This is a genomic window from Methylophaga sp. UBA4204 (genome assembly GCF_002379485.1).
GTDB lineage: Bacteria > Pseudomonadota > Gammaproteobacteria > Nitrosococcales > Methylophagaceae > Methylophaga.
Genome location: NZ_DFTU01000081.1, coordinates 2,439 through 2,927, shown reverse-complemented (window position 1 = coordinate 2,927; position 489 = coordinate 2,439). Strand labels below are relative to the sequence as shown.

1 protein-coding gene is annotated in these 489 nt (G+C 44.2%); it reads left to right on the top strand.

The features are described from left to right. Positions 1-22 precede the first annotated feature (22 nt). Positions 23-489, top strand: a 467-nt coding sequence (locus B3182_RS12030; protein WP_292752890.1) for an FtsK/SpoIIIE domain-containing protein, incomplete at its 3' end; no start/stop codon positions are given.

Here is a 489-nt window from a genome sequence, read left to right as displayed (position 1 = left end):
TTAATATCGATTGGAACAGGCAATGGTGATGGTCAATCCCTCTACAAACATTCAGAATTTCCTGAGCGCGCATCAGCTCTCAGCTAAATATGCTCAACAGATTGATCACTGGTTTTCAGACATTACTGATGATTTTATATTGCACCAAAAAAGAGCAAAGCGCCCTATAATCATCGGCATTCATGGTGCGCAAGGGTCCGGAAAAAGTACCTTAGCCGAATGTCTGGTGCAGTTACTCATCACTAAACACCATCAGACTGCCATTGCCCTCTCTCTCGATGACTTTTATCTCACCCATCAACAACGCATTGATTTAGCGAATTCAGTTCATCCTTTATTAGCGACTCGTGGGGTGCCGGGAACACATGATATTGAACTGGCATTGACGACCCTCGATAAATTGCTCTCGGAGAGAAAAAACATTGCCATTCCGCGGTTTGATAAAGCGCATGATGATCGACTCCCTATTGAGCAATGGCCGGTATTAGA